Annotated in this window: 23 protein-coding genes and 5 pseudogenes; 10 read left to right on the top strand and 18 right to left on the bottom strand. The window is 69.1% G+C overall.

Annotated features, from left to right (window positions below; translation table 11 throughout):
- Nucleotides 1-83: 83 nt before the first annotated feature.
- The 8 genes and pseudogenes from PV679_RS34275 to PV679_RS34240 form a co-directional block, all read right to left on the bottom strand.
- A complete protein-coding gene (locus tag PV679_RS34275) occupies nucleotides 84-233 on the bottom strand; it encodes a hypothetical protein (RefSeq protein WP_319684996.1) in 150 nt (49 codons plus the stop codon).
- Entirely contained in the window at nucleotides 230-1246 is a 1017-nt protein-coding gene (locus PV679_RS34270) for a DUF317 domain-containing protein (protein WP_319684994.1), read from the bottom strand. The genes PV679_RS34275 and PV679_RS34270 overlap by 4 nt, the downstream gene beginning before the upstream one ends.
- A gap of 254 nt (nucleotides 1247-1500) precedes the next feature.
- A complete protein-coding gene (locus PV679_RS34265; protein WP_319684992.1) occupies nucleotides 1501-1971 on the bottom strand; it encodes a hypothetical protein in 471 nt (156 codons plus the stop codon).
- A gap of 67 nt (nucleotides 1972-2038) precedes the next feature.
- On the bottom strand, nucleotides 2039-2548 hold the full coding sequence (locus PV679_RS34260) for a hypothetical protein (RefSeq protein ID WP_319684991.1): 510 nt from the start codon (nucleotides 2546-2548) through the stop codon (nucleotides 2039-2041).
- Nucleotides 2479-2882 (bottom strand): annotated as a pseudogene (locus PV679_RS36300) (XF1762 family protein); the annotation flags it as partial. The pseudogene PV679_RS36300 and the gene PV679_RS34260, both read right to left, overlap by 70 nt.
- 23 nt (nucleotides 2883-2905) lie before the next feature.
- A pseudogene (locus PV679_RS34250) lies at nucleotides 2906-3601 on the bottom strand (hypothetical protein); the annotation flags it as partial.
- 31 nt (nucleotides 3602-3632) lie between these two features.
- On the bottom strand, nucleotides 3633-4412 hold the full coding sequence (locus tag PV679_RS34245) for a DUF317 domain-containing protein (RefSeq protein ID WP_319684989.1): 780 nt from the start codon (nucleotides 4410-4412) through the stop codon (nucleotides 3633-3635).
- 2 nt (nucleotides 4413-4414) lie between these two features.
- Entirely contained in the window at nucleotides 4415-4831 is a 417-nt protein-coding gene (locus PV679_RS34240; RefSeq protein ID WP_319684987.1) for a hypothetical protein, read from the bottom strand.
- Nucleotides 4832-4849: 18 nt separating this feature from the next.
- On the opposite strand from PV679_RS34240, the gene PV679_RS34235 reads away from it, so the two are divergent.
- Together PV679_RS34235 and PV679_RS34230 are read left to right on the top strand one after the other, a co-directional pair.
- On the top strand, nucleotides 4850-4978 hold the full coding sequence (locus PV679_RS34235) for a hypothetical protein (protein ID WP_319684985.1): 129 nt from the start codon (nucleotides 4850-4852) through the stop codon (nucleotides 4976-4978).
- A 426-nt stretch (nucleotides 4979-5404) separates the two neighbouring features.
- Nucleotides 5405-6952: a pentapeptide repeat-containing protein gene (locus PV679_RS34230; RefSeq protein WP_319684998.1), complete on the top strand. Its 1548-nt coding sequence runs from the start codon at nucleotides 5405-5407 to the stop codon at nucleotides 6950-6952.
- 355 nt (nucleotides 6953-7307) lie between these two features.
- On the opposite strand, the gene PV679_RS34225 is transcribed toward PV679_RS34230, so the two are convergent.
- Together PV679_RS34225 and PV679_RS34220 are read right to left on the bottom strand one after the other, a co-directional pair.
- On the bottom strand, nucleotides 7308-7493 hold the full coding sequence (locus tag PV679_RS34225) for a hypothetical protein (protein WP_319684983.1): 186 nt from the start codon (nucleotides 7491-7493) through the stop codon (nucleotides 7308-7310).
- Nucleotides 7490-7795 (bottom strand): hypothetical protein, encoded by a 306-nt coding sequence (locus PV679_RS34220; RefSeq protein ID WP_319684982.1) that lies wholly within the window; start codon nucleotides 7793-7795, stop codon nucleotides 7490-7492. The genes PV679_RS34225 and PV679_RS34220 overlap by 4 nt, the downstream gene beginning before the upstream one ends.
- A gap of 185 nt (nucleotides 7796-7980) precedes the next feature.
- Here PV679_RS34220 and PV679_RS34215 point away from each other — a divergent pair, with 185 nt between their 5' ends.
- Entirely contained in the window at nucleotides 7981-8262 is a 282-nt protein-coding gene (locus PV679_RS34215) for a winged helix-turn-helix domain-containing protein (protein ID WP_319684980.1), read from the top strand.
- 24 nt (nucleotides 8263-8286) lie between these two features.
- On the top strand, nucleotides 8287-9501 hold the full coding sequence (locus PV679_RS34210) for a hypothetical protein (protein ID WP_319684979.1): 1215 nt from the start codon (nucleotides 8287-8289) through the stop codon (nucleotides 9499-9501).
- Here the strand turns inward: PV679_RS34210 and PV679_RS34205 are convergent.
- From PV679_RS34205 to PV679_RS34195, 3 genes are all read right to left on the bottom strand, one after another.
- The gene (locus PV679_RS34205; protein ID WP_319684977.1) at nucleotides 9476-10225 is read right to left on the bottom strand and encodes a sulfite exporter TauE/SafE family protein; all 750 of its coding nucleotides are present in this window, start codon (nucleotides 10223-10225) and stop codon (nucleotides 9476-9478) included. The genes PV679_RS34210 and PV679_RS34205 overlap by 26 nt on opposite strands.
- Before the next feature lie 134 nt (nucleotides 10226-10359).
- Nucleotides 10360-11721 (bottom strand): MBL fold metallo-hydrolase, encoded by a 1362-nt coding sequence (locus PV679_RS34200; RefSeq protein ID WP_319684975.1) that lies wholly within the window; start codon nucleotides 11719-11721, stop codon nucleotides 10360-10362.
- A 262-nt stretch (nucleotides 11722-11983) separates the two neighbouring features.
- Entirely contained in the window at nucleotides 11984-12622 is a 639-nt protein-coding gene (locus tag PV679_RS34195) for a rhodanese-like domain-containing protein (RefSeq protein WP_319684973.1), read from the bottom strand.
- Between the two features lie 305 nt (nucleotides 12623-12927).
- Here PV679_RS34195 and PV679_RS34190 point away from each other — a divergent pair, with 305 nt between their 5' ends.
- A complete protein-coding gene (locus PV679_RS34190) occupies nucleotides 12928-13980 on the top strand; it encodes an NAD(P)/FAD-dependent oxidoreductase (RefSeq protein ID WP_319684972.1) in 1053 nt (350 codons plus the stop codon).
- A 23-nt stretch (nucleotides 13981-14003) separates the two neighbouring features.
- On the opposite strand, the gene PV679_RS34185 is transcribed toward PV679_RS34190, so the two are convergent.
- Nucleotides 14004-14576: a helix-turn-helix domain-containing protein gene (locus tag PV679_RS34185; protein WP_319684970.1), complete on the bottom strand. Its 573-nt coding sequence runs from the start codon at nucleotides 14574-14576 to the stop codon at nucleotides 14004-14006.
- Between the two features lie 60 nt (nucleotides 14577-14636).
- On the opposite strand from PV679_RS34185, the pseudogene PV679_RS34180 reads away from it, so the two are divergent.
- Nucleotides 14637-14783: pseudogene (locus PV679_RS34180) on the top strand (NAD-dependent deacetylase); the annotation flags it as partial.
- Nucleotides 14784-14966: 183 nt separating this feature from the next.
- Here the strand turns inward: PV679_RS34180 and PV679_RS34175 are convergent.
- The 3 genes and pseudogenes from PV679_RS34175 to PV679_RS34165 all read right to left on the bottom strand — a co-directional run.
- A complete protein-coding gene (locus PV679_RS34175; protein ID WP_319684968.1) occupies nucleotides 14967-17234 on the bottom strand; it encodes a hypothetical protein in 2268 nt (755 codons plus the stop codon).
- A gap of 83 nt (nucleotides 17235-17317) precedes the next feature.
- On the bottom strand, nucleotides 17318-17656 hold the full coding sequence (locus tag PV679_RS34170; RefSeq protein WP_319684967.1) for a helix-turn-helix transcriptional regulator: 339 nt from the start codon (nucleotides 17654-17656) through the stop codon (nucleotides 17318-17320).
- Nucleotides 17653-18531, bottom strand: a pseudogene (locus PV679_RS34165) (tyrosine-type recombinase/integrase); the annotation flags it as partial. The pseudogene PV679_RS34165 and the gene PV679_RS34170, both read right to left, overlap by 4 nt.
- Here PV679_RS34165 and PV679_RS34160 point away from each other — a divergent pair.
- The 4 genes from PV679_RS34160 to PV679_RS34145 all read left to right on the top strand — a co-directional run bounded on the left by PV679_RS34160 (nucleotide 18501) and on the right by PV679_RS34145 (nucleotide 20760).
- Nucleotides 18501-19157, top strand: coding sequence for an ATP-dependent DNA ligase (locus PV679_RS34160; protein ID WP_319684965.1), 657 nt, complete (start codon nucleotides 18501-18503; stop codon nucleotides 19155-19157). The pseudogene PV679_RS34165 and the gene PV679_RS34160 overlap by 31 nt on opposite strands.
- A 529-nt stretch (nucleotides 19158-19686) precedes the next feature.
- Complete coding sequence (locus tag PV679_RS34155) at nucleotides 19687-19875, top strand: hypothetical protein (protein WP_319684964.1); 189 nt, start codon at nucleotides 19687-19689, stop codon at nucleotides 19873-19875.
- A 10-nt stretch (nucleotides 19876-19885) separates the two neighbouring features.
- Nucleotides 19886-20095: a LexA family protein gene (locus tag PV679_RS34150; RefSeq protein WP_319684963.1), complete on the top strand. Its 210-nt coding sequence runs from the start codon at nucleotides 19886-19888 to the stop codon at nucleotides 20093-20095.
- Nucleotides 20096-20298: 203 nt separating this feature from the next.
- Entirely contained in the window at nucleotides 20299-20760 is a 462-nt protein-coding gene (locus tag PV679_RS34145; RefSeq protein ID WP_319684961.1) for a hypothetical protein, read from the top strand.
- An 11-nt stretch (nucleotides 20761-20771) separates the two neighbouring features.
- On the opposite strand, the pseudogene PV679_RS34140 reads toward PV679_RS34145, so the two are convergent.
- A pseudogene (locus PV679_RS34140) lies at nucleotides 20772-20956 on the bottom strand (IS30 family transposase); the annotation flags it as partial.
- Nucleotides 20957-21057: the final 101 nt, after the last annotated feature.

The following is a 21057-nucleotide window of genomic DNA, read 5'->3' as shown; positions in this document are numbered from 1 at the left end:
GAGTACCGCTTCGTGTACTTGCTTGCCACCTGGTCACTGCTTCCTCTGGAACCATTCTGATCCCAGTCTCCAGGTGTCCACGATCAAGGGGAAGCTTCAACGACGGTCCAGTCGGCTGCCTCCAGACCCAGGTGGGCAACGCGGGCCTGGGCGCCGGTCAGGACGGCGGTCACGGCATTGGGATGGGTGGGGTGGGTGTCGAAGCGGACGTGGGCGTCGATGGTGGGAGTCACGTTGGGGTGTCGTCTCTTCTGCCGGTGGCCGGACCTTCGGGTCCGGCCACCGGCGTATGCGGGATCTGGTCGCCGTGGCGGTGGCCCAGCTGGGGCAGGGCCTGGGTGACGGCGGCGATGGCCTCGATTGGGGTCTGCCGGGTGAACTTGGTTTCCCAGAAGGGCTCGTGATGCGAGACAGACCACCGCTGCCCCTGTGTATGACGGGAGTCGAAGCTCACGAACACGCTGCCGTCCGGACTGCTGATGGTGATGCGTCCGGTCGCGGGATCGTGTTCGTTCTGCCAGCCGAAGAGGTGGATCAGCGGGCCGATCGCGTCGGCGAGCCGGCCGATCCCGGCGCCTGCCAGATGGCGCGGTGAGACCAGGACGCGGTCTTGGGGCTCGAAGTGAGTTACCGGCGTGCTCCCGGCACTGCGGGAGGCTTGGCGGCGGCACTCGTAGGGGTCGCCGCCGTCGCTGCGGGACGCGGCTTGGCCAGGGCCTGCTGCTCTTGCTCGGTGACGGTGATCTTCTGCCCGCGGAACAGGGAGGTGCTGGTGTCCCAGTTGACGAGCCTGCGTTTGGCCAGGGCCCGGAAGGTGGCGGTGGAGACTCGGGTGCCGTCGCCGGTTGCGACGCGGGTCACGCCCAGCCCACGCTGTGAACTCTCGTACAGCCGCCCTCCGCTGAGGGCGAGGGCCTTGAGGGCGTCGTACTGGGCGTTGGTCAGCGGAGGGGTGGCAGACCGCCGCGCGGAAGCGGTTTTTTTCTCGTGCGGCGGCCACATCGCGGGTAATACCGGTGGCGACGTAGTGGCACCCGGTCGCGCTCAGGTCGAGCTGATGGGCGGCGTCGGCGAGGTGGCCGGTCATCAGCGGGATGGCTTCGGCGTGGCGAGCGGTGCGCACCGACGCGTCGTTCGCCGAATAGCCGGGGAACGACGCACCGTCGTAGGGGTTGTCGTACAGCGCGCTGGCGAGGTCGTTGCCGGCCAGCGAGGCGGCGAACACGACCGAGGACAGGCGCTCCAAGCTCGCGCGGCTGCCGGCGATGCTGGTGTACGCGCTGCCGTCGAGCGCGTCCAGGCGGACGAGGGCGGTAGCCGTCAGGTCCTGGGTCTTGTGCAGGAGCGGGCTGATCTGGTGCAGCGCGTCGGTTCCGGGGTGTAAGAGACATCTCGAACGCGGGCGTGCAGGGCCTTGAAGTCGCCTGCCAGGGTGCGGAGTTGTTGTAAGTGTTCTGCCAGGTTGAGCGGGGTCATGGGGTGGTGTGGCTCCGGAATCGATCAGCGGTTTCGGGTGGCCGCCTTGGCGGGGGCGGGCGCGGGTGTCGTACCGGGTGCCCTGGTGGTAGGCGGGCGGCTGATGGCGGCGGCCAGGGCGGTAGTGCCAGCGGCGGTGATACGGATACGGTCTTGGAGCGGTCCGCCCACGTAGGCGGAGGACGCGGACTTCGGGACGTGCTCGGTCAGGCCGTTCGCCTCCAGCGATCGCAATGTGCCGATCAGCACACGCTCGTCGCGGTAGTGGACGTACCGCCGTCCTAGGGAACTGGTGGCCACGACGTGCCCGCAGGCGATCTCCCACAGAGCGGTGTGCTGAGTGGCGGTCAGCTCGGGGCCCGGACGCTCGTCGGTGACCGCCTTGAGGGCGGTGCGGGTCGCAGAAACGAGGCGCTGTGCGGAGGCGATGTGGGCGTCGGGCTCGGACTGCGAACCGGCCCGCAAGAGGCGGTCGAGCGTGTCGTTGTGCCGCACGTCAGCCGTTCAACCGGCGTCGGCGGGGCGGCCACGTCGAGCAGGAGGCCGTCGGTGGGCGGTGTCGTCATGTGCGGCGCCGGACGGCCGGGGCTTGCAACGGCGCCGGGGCGGGTGCGCTCGGAACGGCGGCGGGCCGCGGCACCTGCAGCGCGGTGCGGGCTGCTGCCAGGGCCCGGCCGGCGTCGTCGAGGTGGGTGAGCAGGCGGCTGTGGTGGTCGAGCGAGTCGAGCTGTTGCTGGAGCGTGTCCTGCGCTGCGGTGGTGAGGGTGATGAGCGGGGCGAGGGCCTGGGTGTAGTGGGCGATGGCCTGCCCGAGGTGGGCGGCGCTTGCGCCGAGGGTTTCGGCGGGCGGGAGGTCGGCGCTGTTCGGGGCGAACTGGTACTCGGCGTCGGTAGCCATGCGGGCAGCGAGGTGGCACAGCAGTTCGATGTGCCGCGTGGCGTTCATCAGGCCGGTGCCGTCCGCGGTGATGTGATGGTCGTGGATGTCCGCGGTCACGGCGTCTACGGCTTGGCGCGGGGGCATGTCGTCGAGGTCGGTGGGTTCGTAGGTGTGCAGGGCGTCTCCAGGCACGTGGTTGAGGGGGCTTGCCACAGGAAGTGGGCGACGTGGTCGTTGCTGTGACCGGCCCGGGGGCGGGAAGGGGTGTGCCATCCGGCCCGGGGCGGGCGGCTGGCGATCAGGTGCATCCCGCGCCGCGCAGGGACGCGCCGCTCTCGCCCTCCTGGGTAAAGGTGATCAAGCGCTGGTATCCGAGGGCTTTTGCCGCGCGCCACGATGCCCCGTACAGGTGGGAGTTGGCGTTGCGTGCGCCGTCGCTGGCGTTCCGGGTGACTTCGAGGGTGGCGCCGTCGTCGAGGTGGCGGGCCACGGGCCGGCCGACGATGGCCACGGCGCGCAGTGTGCCGGTCTCGTCGGCGGCTCCGACGTCTCACGGGCGGCGTGGGCGATCTGCTGGGGGTCCATGGTCCACACTGCCCCCGCCTCCGCCCGGGCCTTGTCGGCGGTGGTGAAGGCATCGCCCGCGGCCTTGTTCGAGGTGAGGAGGACCGGGCCGGGCGCGCTGAGCATGGAGGGGATGGCGAGCGAGGTGGTCTTCCCGGACCGGGGCGCCATGATCGCGACCTCGAACCCCATCCGCACCTCGTGGCGGTTGCCTTGGAGGGTGCCGAGGAGGATGCCGGTGTCCTTTGCGTCGATGAGCTTGGCGTCCCTCGGACTTGGGCGCAAAGAGCGGGCCTTGTCGGTGATCGCCTTGGCCGTCAGCGGCTCGACGTCCCGGGCCTTGGCCACATCGGTGATCTTCTTTCGGCCGCCGCTCCGGTTCTTGTGCCGGGGCCACAGGACGCCCGCCCCCACACCGAGGGCCAGGAGCAGGACAACGGGGACGATCCGGGCACCGATCAGCAGAGACGTTTCTCCTGTGTCGGGCCAGACCTGCTCGGGGTGGAGCAGGGCGGCGGTCGGCTGGTAGGGGGCCCAGCTGGCATCGGTGAGGTAGGCGGTGATGTTGCCGGACAGCCAGGCGAAGTGGGACAGGGGGACGACGACGGCGAGCACTCCGAGAAGGAGGCGCAGGACGAAGTCGTACCCGTCGGTGTTGCTGTTGGAGGAGGAAGAGGGCAACGGCTACGTGCTTCCGAGTGGGGACGGGGGATCAGCGGCTGCGCCCGTTTTTGGCTGGCGGCTGTCGCGATGGGACCGGACTCGTCGGCGGGGCGGCGTGCCGGGCAGCGAGGGAGCGGACGCGTTCTTCCAGCGCCCCGGCGACATACACGGCGAGCACGTCCGTGGTCCTGCGGGTGACGACCTTCGGGTCGCGGGTCGGGAGACTGCGCCCGCTGTCGACGCGCAGCACGGGCCTCGGATCGGCGAGCGCAGCGGTGAACGCGGCGACCAGGCGGGCGGGAGCGGTCGCGCCGAAGTGGGCCTGCCACACCGGCCGGTCCGGGCCGAGTGCGGTGGTGACGAACCAGGCGCCCGGTTCTTCCGCGCTGCCCAGCCGCTGGACGTACACGGTGCCGTCGGGTGACACGAGGCCGTTGTCCGTGGAGGCGGGCGACCAACCGATCTGTTGGAGCGGCTCGAATGGATCGGAGGGAGCGCCCGTCGGCGAGGCCGGGTCGGTGAGGGCATCGGTGGTGGCGGCGATGAGTTCGACGGGCGTGCGGGCGCCGAAGCTCGCGTACCAGGCGTGCCTGTCCGGCTCCGCAGCATGGCTCAACGTCCACCACTGGCCGTCGGGTTCGGGCTCCAGGCGTAGGAGGGCCTTCTGGTCGGGGCTGGAGAGCAGGACGCGCGGCATCAGGGGGTCGTAGCCGTGACTCCAGCCGCAGGAAAGGTGGAGGGGGACGGTGATCCAGGCGGGGTCACCGCCGCCGGCGAGGTGGCGCGGGGCGATGAAGTCGCCCTCGACGGTCTCGGGAGTCGCGGTCATGCTCACTTCCGTGCCGCAGTGCGCCAGGCGGGTGCGGGGACCGGTGTAGGGGCCAGCGGCGAACGGGCTTTGCGGGCGGCGGTGTTGATTTCTCGGAGCGCTTTGCCATGGGTGGCGCGGTCGTCGAGGTAGCTCCACGATTCGGCGTGATGCTCGGCGAGGGCGTCGTCGAAGTCGGCGGTCCCGGGCTTGGCGGTGGTGGTGAGGGCGTCTCGGGTGGCCAGCCACTGTTCGTGCAGTTCGTCCAGCCGGTCGAGGGCGTCGCGCAGGACACCCAACTGGTAGACCCAGCGGCCTTGCACTGTGTTCTCCGCCAGATGAGCCAGCTGTGTCTCTGCCGTGGTCAGCAGATGGCGGGCGCCGTAGCGGAGCGGCTCGAATGCCTCGGCGGTGTCGGCGTCGCGCTGGCTTGCGCGCATGCCGTAGGCGTGGTCGTCGTGGGGCCAGCCGTCGAGGTCGGTGTGCTCGTCGGAGTAGGCGTCCCGGGCGTCGAGGATCTTCTTGCTGTCGCTCAGATAGTCGTCGAGGTGGCGGAGGAAGTCGCGGTGTGCGTGGTGGTCGGTTGAGATGAGGTGAAGTCCTGTCGGTTCAGCGGCGAGCGGCCAGCTGGGCTGAGCCGGCGTTCGCCGGGGTCGTCGCGGGTTTCGTCTGCTCAGCTATGCAGCGGCGTAGCAGGCGCGGCGGGAAGGGGTGCGCGGCCGGTGCGGTATTCGGTTGTGGGGCTGGTGTTGTGTTGCTGCCTCTCGACGGGCGGTCAGGGACTGGCGGTGGACTGTTAATGGTGCGGTGGATCCCCGGTTTCGCTAACCGGGGATGCACCGCTATATTCCGCTCGCCCATCTACGGCCTTGTGTCGCGCGGTCGGACCGCATAGAAGGTGCGGTGGCGCACGATTCATTTCAATACGTCCTTCGTTCGGCAGCGGAATCTTCAGTGCGCGGCCTGCGAGGCGAGGTCGCAACTATCCGGCCGTGCTCGAACGTCCTTCGGGTATGGCACGCCCGAACTCCACCCCGTTCCCGTCTCGGCCTTACTGGCCGTTCTGTGGCCATGGCGCCACCCAGGAGGACCCGATTGGCTGTGATGGCATCCTCGTCTTCGACCACACCGCATGTCTCGCCCACTTGGCCGACGCCGACCGTGACGCCTATTTGGCCGGCCTTACTCCCGGCGCCGATATCGACCACTCCGGCACCCCCTTCACCGATCGCCTTCTGGGCGCACTCCTCGATGCCCTCCGTGACCCTGCCACCGGACGCCCATGCGTCCGCGACGCCCGGTTCGATGCGGCGACTTTCCAGGGCGATGCCTGGTTCGATGGAGCGACCTTCGAGGGCATGGCCGAATTCATGGGGGCGATCTTCCGTGGTGACGTCAGCTTCTGGGGGGCCACCTTTCAGGGTGACGCCCGGTTCGAGCAGGTGGGTTTCGAGCGGGTGGCCAGTCTTGGGCCGTTGGTGTGCACTGGGCGCGTGAGCTTGTCCGGGGCGGTGTTCCAAGGCCCGGTGGACCTCTGGTTCGCCGCGCGACGCCTGGAGTGCCGGCGGACCCGCTGGTCGTCGACGGCTGAGGTGCGTCTGCGCTACGCCACGGTGGACTTCGCTCACGCGGTCTTTGAATACCCGCTCACCATCGCCGCGGAACCCGTCCCCTTCGTGCTCCCGGACGGGCAGCCTGTGCCAGAACCGACTTTTGCCGGTACGCCCGACGCCGCGGTGAGATTGATCTCGCTGCGTGAGGTGGACGCGGCCCATCTGGTCCTCGCCGACGTTGACCTGTCGGAATGCCTGTTCGCCGGGACCGTGCATCTGGACCAGTTACGACTGGAGGGCACCTGTTCCTTCAACGCGGTCCCGTCCCGTACCCACTGGCGGCGGTGGCGCCCGATACGGTTCACGCAGCGCCGCACCCTTGCCGAGGAACACCACTGGCGCGCGAGCCAGCCGGAAGCCGTCCGAGGCTGGAACACAGCGGCCTTCGGCGCTGGACGTGTCGGGCCGGCGCAGTTGGCGCCGGTGTACCGGGCGCTGCGCAAGGCGTTCGAGGACGGCAAGAACGAGCCGGGAGCGGCGGACTTCTACTACGGCGAGATGGAGATGCGCCGCCACGACCGCACCGGCACCAACCGCGCCGAACGCAGCCTGCTGCATGGCTACTGGATGCTCTCGGGCTACGGCCTGCGTGCCTCCCGGGCCTTGGGCTGGCTCGCTGCCGCCATGCTTATAACCGTCCTGCTCCTCATGGCCTTCGGGCTCCCCCAGAATGACCCGAAGCAGGAAGCGACCGGCACCGTACCGCCCCGCGGAGGCAAGGTCACCTTCGAGATCGACAAGGATGACCTTCGCAATCCCACCGGGAACAGGCTCACCGGCAAGCGCTTCGAGAAGGCCCTGAACGCCACGCTCAACTCGGTGGTGTTCCGCTCCAGCGGACAAGACCTGACCACTGCCGGCACCTACATTGAGATGACCTCCCGCGCGATCGAGCCCGTCCTTCTGGGCCTGGCGGTTCTGGCCGTCCGTAACCGTGTCAAGCGCTGATTCTCCGCTCGCACGGCCATGGGCCGACAGAACGCCGCAGTCGCCGGACGCCGAAGAGGACACTTCCCACGCGAGATCCCGCCTCACGCGCTCGTCGAGTACTTCCCCCGGAAGCTGACGACTTCGATGAAACAGCCCGCCCCGAGCGATGCGACCATGACGACGTCCCCCGAGCGCGGCCTGGACGGAATGGAACCGAGCCCGCTGCATGCGGGCGTGGTCGACTTCCGCCAGGCCATCCCCGTCCTGGGCCGACCAGTCCTGCTGCGGAAGCAGGCGTGCGCGGAAAGTTTCCGGAAAGCAGAGGACCCCGTCGGCTCCCGGCCCGAAAGGGCCATCTGCTTTTCACGTGGGCTCAGTTGCCGTCCGGATACTTAGGCCCCTTCTCGGGCGGCACTTCGGTGTCCGGCGGTGGGGCGCAGTCGGGGCAGGCGATGCGGGTGAACGGAGGGCCGCTCATTCGCTCGACGTGACCGATGACGACAGGATCGTCCGTCTCGCGGTGGCAAATGGAGCAGATGTAGTCGATGGGGCGGTTCACGCGGTCGCCTCCTGGGCGGCGAACTGGTCGTCTCGGTAGCGGTAGGGGTAGTCGACGCCGATCTCGGCGAAAGCTGTTGCCCAGAACCGCTCCCGTTGCTGCGGTGTGAGCCGTGCCGCCGCCTCGTCCCGGAAGAAGGCGCGGGCCTCGGCCGAACTGGGGCCCCGCCATGGCCCCGGCCTGTGGCGGACTGCCGCGGGTACGTGGCGGGCCGCCTCTCGAACGGCTCCGGGGCGGCGCTTCCTGGACGGCAGCCGCAGGAGCAGCGGCCACACCAAAATCTGGGCGATAGAGTCACGCATACGTCGTTCAGCTCCTAGCAAGCTGCTCGGTCGGTGCCCCGGCAGGCCGGTCCTAAGCGGTCGGCCGGGGCGTTTTGCTGCCCGAGTCTAGAGCTTGACGTCAAGTGACGTAAAGTCTTGTAAAGGCACGTCAGCGGATGTAACTGAATGTGCCCTGCCGGGAGGTGCCCGATAGCTTTTGCGTCATGGACTACGGCCCAGACGACGTGATCGAGCACGACGCCCCCGAGCCCCCGTTTCGGCAGCTCGCCGGCATCATCCGTGCCCGCATCCGCCGGGGTGACTGGAAGCCCCGCCGCCCCATCTCCTCCGAGTCCCGGCTGGGCGAGGAGTACGGCCTGTCCCGTCCCACCGTGCGCCGGGCTATCGCCGCCCTCGTAGCTGAGGATGTCCTGTTCGTCGTCCCCCAGCGGGGAACCTACGTCCAGGAGACCGGGAACGACGAACAAGCCGGCAGCGACAAGTAACGCCCCGGTCCGGCACCGTCGCGTATGAGGACAGCAGGCCCGCCGCCGTTCCAAAATCCCTATGCGCAGGGGACAGCGACCCCGGGCCGGGGGCGATCCGGGGCCGCTATGCCAGTCCAACGAGGGCCGGTCCAACCGGTCACCGGCGGATCGCCTGTGCTCGGGTCGCGGTCCGTACGCCACGGCCGTAGACAGGGAAGGCGAGGGGGCGACGACATCGGGGAGTTTGTGGTGGTGCTCCGTCCTCCGGTCGAGCCGATGCTCGCGCAGGCCCGCGAGATCATCCCCGGCCGGCGCCTACTGCCTGCCGGATCCGCGGCGGAGATGAAGTTCGACGGATACCGCTGCCTGGTCTTCACTCCCGCCGGCCCCGGCGAGGGGGTGATCTTGCAGTCGCGACGCGGGGCGTTGCTCCAGGACCGCTTCCCCGATCTCGTCGCCGCTGCCGGGCAACTGCCACACGGCCTCGTCCTCGATGGCGAACTGCTTGTCATGGCCGGCGACGATCTGTCGTTCGAGGCGTTGCAGCGCCGCACCGTCGCCGGCAGCCGCACTGCCCGCGCCCTGGCCCGCGCGTCGCCCGCCTGCTTCGTCGCCTTCGACGTTCTGCAGGCCAGGACGCGCAGGTTCCAGGAATCCTGGGTGCCAAACGACAGGAACCCGCACGCGCGCCCCCGGATTATAGGGACGCGCTTACGGGTTGCCAGCCGCTTCCGGGACAGCAGTAGGACACGCGTCACTGAGTCAGTCCCCGACTTTCAGGTCGTGTGCTGCGAGCCCAGGCGAGGATCTCGTGCACCGCCGGCTGTGGCGCGTCACCCAGACCCTGTCCCGATGACCGCGGCATCCGTGCCGAGGGCGGACATCACCGTCGACGGCACCGGCCCGCTCTGGATCAGCCTCCTGCTCCGTCTGCGCAAACAGATCCGCAACGCCGAGCCGGGCGCCGGCGTCCACGTCATCGCCAAGACCAGGCCTCCCCGCTCCACCTGCCCGCCTGGTGCCGCATGGCCGGCCACACCTACCTCGGCCCCGCGCCCGGAACCGATCAGTCGGCGTACGTGCTGCAGCTCACCGCCGCGCCCTTGTGACGGCGAGATCCCGGTGCCGAGAAAGCTCGTCATGTGGGAGGCCAACCAGAGAGGAGGGCAGGTAGCGGCCGGGGATACCGGGCGGATGCGGGCCGTCGAAGGTGTCGCGGGCCGAGCCGCCGTCACGTCACGGCGTCGGCGAGCATGAAGGCGGCCACGGCCAGCAGGACCATGGCGAAGATGCGCTGCAGGTGGGTTGCCGAGACCTTCGCGGCGATGCGCTTGCCGTACCAGGCGCCCAGGATCGCGGTAGCGATGAACGGGCCGATCAGCGCCCAGTCGAGCGAGGCAGCGGTGCCCGAGCGAGTGGCCAGGGAGGCCAGCGAGTTGACCGCGATGACCAGCAGGCTGGTGCCGACCGCGGCGTCCATCTCGAAGGCCAGGACGGTGACCAGGGCGGGGACGGCGAGAAAGCCGCCGCCCACGCCGAGCAGCCCTGTCAGTGCGCCCAGTGCGGCGCCGGCACCGGCCGCCTTGCCCGGCCGTACGCCGCCCTCTTTGAGGCGGGCTGTGCCGGCGGGCCGGAGCATTTTGATGGCGGAGAGGGCGGCTATGGCGGCGAAGGCGACGGTGAGAGCGGTTTGGGGCAGGTGGGCGGTGGCGGCTCCGGCGGCAGCCGCCGGGAGAATCCCGGCGGCTGCAAACGCCGCTCCCGCCTTCCACCGCACGTGCCCGGCCCGGGCGTGCGCGTACAGGGCGGTCAGGGATGTGGCGGTGACGATGATCAGGCTGGCGGTGGTGGCTGCGGCGGGGGTGAAGCCGAGCAGGTAGATCAGCGCGGGCACCGCCAGAACACTGCCGCCACCGCCGAGGGCGCCGAGCACCAGGCCGACGACGACTCCTGCGGTCAGGGCCAGGATCAGGACGGTCATGCTATTCGCCCGCTGTCGCCGGCCACCGGCCCGGTGCCGGTGACGTGCGAGTGGCCCTGTTCGGGGCCGAGTGGGCCGGGACCGTGGCGTGAGAGGAACATCGTGTGCCTTCTGTGCAGGTGGAGCAGGGGGTGTCAGGGCCGGGTGATGCTCAGGCCCGTGTCGGCGGCGGCGTCGAAGCCGTCATCGATGGCGATGACTTTTCGTCCGGTCGCCTCCAGGAGGGATGCGGCGATCGCCGCGCGCATCCCGCCGGCGCAGTGCACCCACACCGTTCCGTCCGGCACCTCGCCGCTCCGGCTATGCAGTTCGTGGAGCGGGATGTGCACGGAGCCCGTGAGGAAGCCGTTTGCACGTTCGGAGTCGCGGCGCACATCCAGCACCACCACGTCCTCGCCGCGCTCGTGGGCGCCAACGAGGTCGGCGAAGTTGGCACGGGGGAAGGAGGCGAGCCGTTCCCCCTGGCGGACCCAGGTGGCGGGATCCCCGGCGGCGGCGGCGGCCGGGCGGTCGATGCCGACCCGGGTCAGCTCGCGTTGCGCGTCGGCGATCTGGGCCGGGGTGTCGCCGAGCAGGGTGACCGGCTTGCCCCACGGGATCAGCCAGGCCAGGTAGGTGGCCAGCTTGCCGGTGGCCTCGAAGTTGAACGATCCGGCCACGTGACCGTCGGCGAAGGCGACCCGGTTGCGCAGGTCCACCACCCACTCGCCCGCCGCCAGCCGTTCGGCGATCTGTGCGGCGTCGGCGGGCTCGGGCGGGGTCAGGTCGACGGGCGCGGGGCCGGCGGCGTTGGCCGGGCCCATGTGCGTGTAGTAGGCGGGCACGTTCTCCAGCCCGGCCAGGACCTGCTTGACGAAGGCGTCCGCCTCCAGGGTGAAGGCGTCATTGCTGGTACGTTCCTGGCCGATCGTGCTCGCATCGCCCTCGGCCTGGGAGGAGGAACAGAAGCTGCCGAAACCGTGCGTGGGCAGTACCGGCACCTCGTCGTCGAGTGCCGCTGCCAAGCGGTGGACGGAGGCGTGCTGCGCTCGGGCCAGTTGCTCGGTCAGGCGCGGGTCCACCAGGTCCGGACGTCCCACGGAGCCGATCAGCAGCGAGCCGCCTGTGAAAGCAGCCACCGCGCGTCCCTTCTCCTCCAGGACGTAGGAGGTGTGGTGCGGGGTGTGGCCCGGGGTGGCTATCGCACGCAGCAACAGGTCCTCGTCCACCTCGGACACGTCCCCGTCCGCGACAGGCGTGCGGGTGAAGGAGACCTGGGCGCCGGCCGGGACGAGGTAGCGGGCGCCGGTGAGGCGTGCCAGCTCCAGCCCCCCGGTGACGTAGTCGTTGTGCACGTGCGTCTCCGCCACGTAGGCGATGCGCACTCCTCGCCGGGCGGCGAGGGCGATCACCTGATCGACGTCCCGCGGCGGATCGACCACGACCGCCCCTCTCCGCCCCCCAGCCAGATAACTACGGTTGCCCAGTCCCTCGAACTCCAGGGTGTCGATAAACATGGTGTTGCTCCTCTCCGGGATGGCATACCCGGGTAATTCTGTCTTGCTGAAGGGCCGCCGCAGTTCCGGGAAATTCGCGTCGGCCATTACATAAACGATCACCGCATGGAATGGCGGCAGCGAATTTCCCGAAGACTGCGAGCGGGCGGCGCACCCGGCCGGCCTCATGCCGGCGGAGGTATGCGACGGTTATGTTCCGGTTCTGCTTTCGTCAGCCCTCACGCACCGCAACTGCGACGCGATCGGCATTGTTGACCGCGCCCTATCGGCCGGGCACGACGACCGGCAGCCCCGCCGCCTCCCACGCCTCAAGGCCGCCTGCCACGCTGTAGACGGAGGACCGGCCTGCGCGGATCGCCTGCACGCCGCCCTGCGCGCTGCGGTTGCCCGTGCGGCAGACGAAGGCCAGTGGGCCGTCAGGCAGATCCGACAGCGACGAGGCCAGCGTGCCGAGCGCGACGTGGACGGCGCCGGCCGGGTGATGCCCCGCCCATTCATCGTCTTCACGGACGTCGATCAGCGTGAGTTCCCCGTCCTCGGCGCGGCGTTGCGCCTCGGCAGGAGACAGCTCGGCGGGCGTGCGGCCGTCGCCGGCACCCGGGTCCTGCGCGGGCAGGACCGTACGGATCGCCTCGTAGTTCGAGGCATGGACGACGGCTATCTGCTGCCCCATCATCGGGCAGACGTTCATCGCCTCTTCCCAGTGGCGGGTGGACTCCCATTCCGCCACGTTGACGAGAGAGAATTTGCTCCCCGGAACGATGGTGCGGAACATGTACGTCCGAATGAAACCGGGCTGCGCCGCCATCACCTCCGCGGCATCCTGCCACGCGGCGAGATAAGAGGCCTCCTTCCCCTCGTCGATCTCGATCGGAATGATCACGACGTGGCGATTTTCCATCTGCTGCTTCCTCAAGGATTTCGACCACCGACATGCCGCTCCGAGCCGGAGGAATTCCCAACGAATGCGGGAAAACGACCAGGCCCTGGGGGTGCCGGCTTTCGGTGGTGAGCCAGAACTGACTGGACGCAGCCTGCACACCCGCGTCATCAAGCAGCGAACCTTCTTGCTGGACCGGCAAGAAGGTCGGTGTGGTCCGGTTGCCGTGAGCCGATCGGGCCCCGTCGGCGATGGGGCGTCGGGGCGTTCTTGCCGGAACAGCATGAACCTTTGCGGCGTCCGTGGCACCGTCGCACGCTGAGGGCATGCGCGAATTCGAGTTGATAAGAGATGGTGGACAGCCCTGGGACGTCGTGGTGGTCGGGGGCGGGACCGCCGGCCTGTCCGGGGCTTTGAATCTGGCCCGGGTGCGCCGGTCGGTCCTGGTCATCGACAAGGGCGAGCCCCGCAACGCCCCGGCCGCCGGGGCCCATGGCCTGCTCGGCCGCGACGGCATCTCTCCCCTGGAGCTGCTGCGGCTCGGGCGCGAGGAAGTCGCCTCGTACGGCGGTCGTGTCGTTTCGGGGCAGGTCGCGGGGATCTCCCAGGACGATGCGGGTTTCTGGGTCGTCACCGAGGGCGGGCAGCGCGTACGCACCCGCAGGGTGCTGGTGACCACTGGTTTGGTCGATGCACTGCCGGACGTGCCGGGGCTGGCCGAACGGTGGGGGCGGGACGTGCTGCACTGCGTGTACTGCCACGGCTGGGAAGTCCAGAACAAGCTCATCGGGGTGCTCGGCAACTTCCACCAGGCACTGCTGTTCCGCCAGATGTCCAAGGACGTCACACTGTTTCTGCACACCGGAACGACGCTGACCGACGAGCAGTGGGAGCAGCTGGCCGCTCTCGGTGTCAGCGTGGTCGACGGTGCGGCAACCGGGCTCGAGGTCAACGGCCAGGACCAGCTGACGGGCGTGCGGCTGGCGCCAGGAAAGGTGGTGCCGGTCCAGGAACTGGTGGTCGCCCCCCGGTTCCTCGCACGCGCCGGCTTTCTGCGCGACCTGGGCGTGACGATGCAGGAACATCCCATGGGCCTGGGGGAGCAGCTCCGGGTGGACGCCTCCGGGTTCACCGGCGTGCCGGGCGTGTGGGCCGCGGGGAACGTGAGCGATGTGCTGGCCGGGGTTCCGGTTGCAGCGGCAGCCGGAACCACCGCGGCCGCCGCGATCCACATGGACCTGCTGAAGGCCGACGCGGAAGCCGCCGCTCGCGCGGCGAAGGGCGGTGGAGCCTTCAGCGGGGCGATGGAGGCCGAGGTCTCGCGGCGGGTGCTGGGCAGCCGTGCACACGGGCTGGGCCCCCTCCCCGACACGAACTGAGCACCGCAATCACCGCAACCGGGTCAGGTGGCGCGGACCCGGAGGTGGGCCCGTTCTCCCTGGCGTCCCAGTAGGATGAGAAGTTCTACCGCCTGGTCGCCGTCGGCGCCGATCCAGTGCGGCACGTGCGTGTCGAACTCTGCGGCCTCGCCCGGCTTGAGGCTCAGGCTCTGCTCGCCCAGCAGCAGCCTGAGCCGTCCGGCGAGCACATAAATCCACTCAAAACCATCGTGGGTCTGCAGCTCGGGCTCGCTGTGGGGCGCGGGTGAAATGAGAAGCTTGTAGGCCTGGGCGCCGCCGGGATCGCTCAGCGGCACCAACGTCATGCCGCCCCGGGTCACCGGGCGCAGGTGAATGCGCGGATCTCCCGTCCGGGGCGCGCCCACGAGGTGGTCGAGCGGCACCGCGTACACCTCGGCAAGTGGAAGCAGCAGCTCCAAAGTCGGCTTGCGGCTGCCGCCCTCCAGACGAGACAGCGTGCTCTCACTGATTCCGGTCCGCTGGCCAAGCTCAGCCAGCGTGATCCCACGCCGGCGCCGCAGCTCCCGCAGACGGGGCCCGACCGCATCCAGAACGTCCTTCTTCGCGATGTTCACACCCTGATATTGCTCGAAACGTCATGGCTCTTTCAAACTCGAGTTCGAGCAGCAACTGAGCAGTCCGCGACGGTGATGTTCGGCGAGCGGCTCAACCCGGAGGTGCTGGCGCAGGCATTGGAGATCGCCAAGGCCTGCGCGGTGTTCCTCGCGGTGGGGACCACCCTTCAGGTGCAGCCGACACCGATCGCCGCGGACCACGGCTCGGAAGACGGCCGTCCCTGAGCAGTGATCAGTCGCGGGCGAGTTGTCGATGACGGCCGGGACTCGGTCTACGCGTGCGCGGCGTGCAGGGCGAAGACGAAGCGGACTCCGATCACCCAAGCGCAGTCGGCGGCCGAGGGGCTCGAATACGAAGAGGTGACCTGCCGCCTGCGCTGTGTGCTCGCCTCACCGTGCGAGCTTCGCGGTGCGTTCAGGATGGGCTGCGGTGATGTACCGCATGGAGGTCTGCCAGGAGATGCCGAACAGACGCATCAGGTGGAGGGGGTCGTTGACCTCGAACGCCTCATCGCGGATCCGGTCCTGCCGCAGCGTCGGCATTGTGAGTCCGGTGGGTCGGAAGATGGCGGTGAATGTGGTGCCGATGGGCGAGTGGTTGGTGTCTACCGCGGTCCATCGGTTGATCAGCAGATGCGGGTTGGTGGTCACCGGCCAGCGGCGGTGACGTGCACGGAGCCACGCGGAGGCGCAGCGGTGGGTAAGTTCGTCCAGGTAGATGATGTGCCGTTTGCCGGGGCGCCGGACGATGAGGCGTTCACGGGAGAGGTCGAGGTCGGTGAGCAGCAGGTGGCGCATGTCGGTGCCGCTGAGTGCGTGGACGCAGACCAGCACCATCACGAGGCGCTGGAAGTCGTTGCGTGCGTGGCTGAGGATGCCGCCCAGCCGGTCCGAAGGCACGGAAGGTGGGGTGTTGTTGATCCCTGCGAAGACGAGGCCGCGGGTGGGATCACGGAAGATCACGCTTTCCTGCCGAAGGGCCCGGAAGACGTTCCGCAGGACGATGTGGATCGAGCGGGCCGGCGTCCCCTTGCGGGTGGCGATGGCCCGCTTGATGTCGTCTTGGGTGATCTCGCGCAGGCTCTCGATGCCGTCCGCGATCCACCCCTTGAGGATCGGGTCGAGTACATGCCAGTAGCGGGCGATGCTCCGGTAGGTGCGGCCGGTGTGTTCCCATTTGCCCTCTCCGCGTACGGCTTTGATCCAGACCGAGAGTTCTTGTGCGATCGTCGCGGGCAGTGCGGCGAGCTCGGCCTCCAAGCGCTTTTGGTGCGCGTCCCGGCGAAACTCGGCATCCGGGACCAGCAACCCTCGGGTCTCCAGGAACTGCGTGACCCGCTGGCCGCTGAACTTCAGGGAGCGGTTGTCGACGAGCGCCCGGATGTCGGATTCCAGCAGCGGTGCATCAGCGCCGAGCCAGGACACCAAGACCGTCAGCGTGTTCCGGGTCTTGGTGGTGGGGACCGTCGACCACATCTCCTGCTTCATCACGCTGTCGAGATCGTATAGCAGCCGCTCGGCCGAGTCTGTGAGCGTCGGCAGATCATGCCGCGCCAGCTCGACCACCGGGCGCCAATCTCTCCGGAGCTCGAACAACCTCTCCTGCCCAGGGGCCCTCACGTGCTCGGAGACAGGCCGCCGCGGAGTCGGCGGGGCCACACCCGAGTGGCCCAGGCTTGCGGGCGCCGGAACCGGTGAACCGAGCCACAGCTGCGTTCCGAACCGGCTGATGTCCCCTGGGCCGTGGTTGGCTACATGCCATCGGCATCCGCGGCAGTACCCGTCGGCGAGCGGCAGATCGACACGGAGGCAGCGAGCGCACGCTCCCGTGGAAGCAGCGCTGATGCCTCTCTTCCGGGCGAAGGATGAGCAGGGTTCGCAGATGATCTTCATCTTCGCTGCGAACCAGGAGCCGCACTGCTGACAGGACCTCGGTGTCATGGTCAGGGGCCCCCAGACGCGGCGCGTGGTCCGTGTCCGTGACCGCTGGGGGCGCCCGGGTTCGCGCGGCTCTGGCAGGAGCCTCAGCATCTGAGCCCGCAGCAGGATCGCCCGGACGGACCGGCCGTAGTTGGGGATGTCGTCGAGGACCAGTTCGTCGACGATGTCGTCGCCGTCCGCGTCGCGCACGGCGAGAGCGAGGCGCAGCATCTCATGCAGCTTGCGCTGCATGGGTTTGCCGATGCCGGTGTCCGCCGCGAACGCAGCGGTGTGCTCGACGACCTCGCGATAGCCGGCGAGCGGCCTTTGCAGAATGCGCCGGCAGACATCGATGGACAGCATCCTGCGGACCGGGAAGAGCGGCAGCTGCCCCAGGACGGCGGGTGGGAGGACCGCAGGGTCGTCCCGGGTCGGAGCCGCGGCCGCGCGTATCTGTTCCACCCAGTGCAGCCGCTCGCGCTGATCGGTGCCAGTGCGGCCGGTGCGCCTGCCGTACTTCTTCAAGGGTTGGGCGTGGCTGGGGGCGAGGCCGGAATAGAGGAGCGTCAGCTGGCGGCTTCGCGGGCCAGCGCCGTCCGGGTCGGTGACCCACGCGGTGTCGGCGTCAAGCCGGACAGCGTGCAGGCATGCCCGGCACAGACGGTCGGAGTTGAGATGTCCCGTGTGACGGCAGCGCAGACATACGCCCTGCTCAGGATGATTCCTCCGCCACTCCATGCACCCCTGGCACGTGGCCAGCCCGAGAACCCCCCAGCCCTTGCAGTCCGGGCACTGAGTAGGACGAGATCGTGCCGCCATCGTCAGTTCGGCGGCTGCGAACGACGGCTGCCCTGCCGACGGGGCGTCGGCCGTACGGGACCCCCGCCCGAGCCTTCAGCTCCCACGGCCTTGGGCAGTGCTTCGCGCTCTCCGGCAGCGGCCTCCAGGGGCTCGGCTTGTAGCAGATCGCCAACGGTGCAGTTCAGCACCGCACAAATCTTGTCCAGGTCGTCGAGCCGCACCGTGACCGGTGTGCCGCTCCACATCGCGGCGACCTTGCTCAGCGACGGCGTGAATCCGACCGTCTTGAACGCCTCCAGCAACTCGGTGGGACGCCACAGGTCCCGCTGAGCGGCCACCATCCTCAGATTCCACTTCACCGAAGGTTCCCCTTGTCCATCACCAGGCGCTGGGCCGCCCGCGAGCTCGCTGCCACATTGGCATGCTCGGGGTCGGCCTGTGCAGTCGTCATGTACCGAAGAGTCGTGGTGGCCCAGTGGTGACCCAAAACACGCTGGACCTCCCACAGCGTCATGCCTCGCTCGTAGTTGTGAGTCGCGCAGGCGTGCCGCAGGAGGTGCGGGAAGAGGTCGGTGACCGGGCCGGTCAGATAGCTCGCGGCCGCCGCGTGGAGCTGACGGCGGAACGTCGACGGGGTGATTGCCGGCGCGATCGGCAGGTTCAGCGCCGCTATCGCCTTGGGCTCGCGCTCGGACGGCCACAGGGGCGTCGAGGGGTGATCGGCGTCGTCACCGAACTCCGCCCGAACCTCCTCGATGTACCACCAAAGCAGCTCGCGTCCCTCGCGAAACAGGTACGCCTCGCGAGGCCGCGGTCCTGAGCCGCGAGCGCCCTTGCCCTGGACGACGAACCGACCCCACTGACCGTGTTCCCAGTGGACGTCGCCGATCGTCACCGGGCACAGCTCGGCAGCCCGGACACCTGAGACGTATGCGATCTTCGTCATGACGTAGTCGCGGCAGGCCACGGTGTACTTCCGGGCGTACGGCAACTGCTCCCGCCAGCGGGCGAAGAACTCCTTCATCGCCGTCTGCGAGGGTGGGATCCGTAGCCCGAAGTCCCCACGGTGGACGGGCCGGTTGAACGGATCGACCGGTGACTCCACTGTCGCCCCGAATCGCATCATGATCTCGTGGGCGTAGCGGTGTTCGAGGAAGGCGAAGAACGAGTCGATGTGGTTGAGCTTCTGTCGGTGCGTGTTGTGTGCGCGCTTTCCCGGGCCAGCAAAGTGACGACAGCCCACTGCTCGTCCGCCCGTACGCCGGGCGCCGCGCGGTACTGGAATCCCTGATCGCCGATCTGGATCCGCCGTGGACCCTGTGCCCGATGACCACCGACCCGGAACTGGCCCGTGAGTGGCTGGAGGAGTGGACCCAGGTTCCCGGGCTGGAGGGAATCGTGGTCAAGACCCTGACAGGGCCTTACCGGCCGGGCGTCAGAGGATGGTCGAAGCTGCGCCGCCGCCAGACCACCGAGGCCGTGATCGGCGCCGTGACGGGCTCGCTGCGCCGTCCTCAGCCGGTCTTGCTCGGACGCTACGACGCCGCGGCTCGCCGCTTCAGGTTCGTGGGCCGTACGGCGCCGCTCGGCCCGGAATCGGCCCGACAACTCGCCGAGCACCTCACCGCACCCGGCCCCGGGCACCCGTGGACCGGGGCACGATTCAACGCCGCGTGGGGCAGCCGCGACCCCCTGATCCCCATCCTGGTCACTCCCGAGCTCGTCGCGGAGGTCGGCGCCGACACCGCCGTCGACCGTGGCGTCTTCCGCCACCCCCTGCGCTTCGCCCGGCTGCGCCTGGACGTCACGCCCGGCGACGTTCCGCGATTCGGCGAAGGCGCGGTGCCCGGGGCCGGGTGAGCCGGCCAGTCCTGGTCAACCTCCAGCGAAAAGCGCTTGCGGAAGAGGCCACGGCCGGGGCCGTCCCCTACTCGGCGGAGGCGTGGGCGCCTGGCTGGAGGCCGCTCAGACGGTGGAAGCGGCGATCACTGAGTTCGCCGGGGGAGAAGGAACACAGCCGCCTGGACGTGGTGGTGGCCGTCCGCCGCGTGGCCCGCGCGCTCGTGGACCAGCCGCAGCCCGGCGAGAGGGATCAAGGTTGAGCCGGAGCGGGCGCCGCCATGGCACGGCGGACGGTGCACCGGTCATGGCGCGGTCGTGTCCGGCGCACAGGGCTGAGGGCCCGGGGATGGCCCGGCCAGCGTACGCGGACAGACAAGTGGCGTACGGAGCGTATCCCTTCTTGGCCGAGCGAAAGCCAGAGCCGCCCCGCCCGTTTGTCCTCACCCACGGGATACGAGCCTCCCGGGCTTCGCTGGACGCTGTGATGACGAGCACGTCTGAGGGCAAACGCGTAACGCGAAAATCGAACGTACTACCTAGTGTCTACATGGACCCCAACATCGTCACCGAGGACCTGGCGCAGGCCGAGCGAACGTGGAAGGCCGCCTACCAGGCGCTCGCCGCAGATACCGGGCCGGTCGGCAACACGCCGCTCCGCCGCCGGCTGCTCCGGCTGTCCACCCTGGTCGTGCGGCTGCGCCGGCAGACGGGCTCTTCCGCGGGTGGCCGGGGATGAGACAGGCGTGATGCGACCGCCCTCCGACCGGCAGCAGCAGATCCTGCGCGCGATCAGAGTTTGGATCGCGGAGCACGGTGAGGGGCCGTCGGTCCGGGAGATCGGACGGGCGGTCGGCCTGTCGAGCAGCAGCTCGGTCGCCTACCAGCTCAGCCGTCTGGAGGAGCGCGGGCTCATCAGCCGCACGGGCCGACGCTGGCGCTCGGTCCGCCTCGGCTGAGGCGCGCCACGAGCCCGTCACCCGGCGTGGCCTGCCCGGATGCTGCCCCGTTCGCGCGGTCAGGCGGATTCCAGTGGTCATTGCAACATCGGTTGGTCAACGGGCTGCGGCAAGAGCTTAAAGCAACAGCGACCGCCGCCCCGTAGTGGTGAACCAGGCGGATTTGCCTGCGACCTTTTCCCGAGTCCGCTAAAAGGAGGAGCATGGAGAATGCAGACGATCCGTGGATAGATGCGATGTGGCGGGCGGCCGACCTGACACGGGCCTACCTCGCCCGGGACCGAGTCGCCGCCTGCATCGCGGGTCTGGATATCGACCGGTTGGAGGGCGTCCTGGTCTGGCTCATCCTTGATCATGACGCGCTCTTCGACGAACTGGGGGAACCGTCCATGGGGATGTCCGAGGCCGACGCGTTGGCGGCCCTGGCTCCGGCAGAGGTTGAGTTCGCGACGACAACAGCTCTTCGACGCGTCGTCAAGAAGGAAACGGGGCTCGCTCGGGCAGTGGAGGGTCTTGCGCTGCTGGATCAGATCCACACCGTGGCGATCTGCACCGCGGCCATGCTGCTGGAGGCGCACGGGCGCGCCCGCGCCTTGGAGCATCTTGACGGAAAGACTGCGGAGTACAACCGGATGGGCCACCTCAGGCCCTACGCGATCACCTGAGCACACGGGCCTCAGGGGCACTTAGCGAGACGCTCGGCTGGGGTGTTCCTGTCGAGCGTCTCGCGTGGCCGACGGTTCAGTTCGGCAGCGACGGTATCCAGGTCCGCGCGGGTGTCTGTGCCAGGCTTGTGCCCTAGCGGAAGTACTGACGGAGCAGGCCGTTGGTGTTCTCGTTCGAGCCGCGCTGCCAGGGGCTAGCCTCGCCGTTTCAGTTGCGGCTGATGGCTGGCTGAGCGGGGTCGTTTGGAGCGGTGTCGGTCGGTGGGCATGGTGAGGGCCCGGCGCGGTGGGCCGGGT

The sequence above is a fragment of the Streptomyces sp. AK02-01A genome (genome assembly GCF_033795305.1).
Lineage (GTDB): Bacteria > Actinomycetota > Actinomycetes > Streptomycetales > Streptomycetaceae > Streptomyces.
This window is presented reverse-complemented; position numbering and strand designations above follow the sequence as displayed.